Source organism: Salinimicrobium oceani (assembly GCF_012037645.1).
The window spans coordinates 1-531 of the sequence record NZ_JAAVJR010000363.1 but is presented as its reverse complement, the minus strand read 5'-3'; the positions used below and the strand labels follow the sequence as shown (position 1 = coordinate 531).

The following is a 531-nucleotide window of genomic DNA, read 5'->3' as shown; positions in this document are numbered from 1 at the left end:
ACTCCTTCCAGTTTTGATCGCACTGTAGAACCTCCTTACTGTGACAGCCCACAGGTAAAAGTTCCCGATATCTGGGAAGAAGATCTTTCTAACGGACTAGAGATTTACTGGATCACTAATTCTGAAGTGCCGCTGGTGCAGTTCATGCTGGAGATCAAAGGCGGCTTACTATTGGAAGATGCTTCAAAAATTGGAGTTTCAAACCTGCTTGCAAACTTAATGACCAAAGGAACTAAGAACAAAACTCCGCAGGAGCTGGAGGAAGCTATTGAGCTATTGGGAGCATCAATTCGGGTGAATGCAACAGATGAAAAGATCATCATTAGCGGCAGCACACTTTCTAAAAATTATGAAGAAACCATGGCTCTTGTAGAAGAGATCCTATTAGAGCCGCGATGGGACGCTGAAGAATTTGAGCTTACAAAAAAACAGGTGATAAGCCGCATTCAGCAGCAAAAAGCCTCTCCCAATAATATAGCTGCAAAGGAGTTTAAAAAGCTTATTTATGGCACCACTCATATTTTGTCTCAT

The 531-nt window shown here is 42.2% G+C and carries 1 protein-coding gene; it reads left to right on the top strand.

Going from position 1 to position 531, the window contains the following annotated elements; all coding sequences use genetic code 11:
• The coding region (locus HC175_RS17190; RefSeq protein ID WP_168139544.1) for a M16 family metallopeptidase at positions 1-531 on the top strand (531 nt) is incomplete at both ends.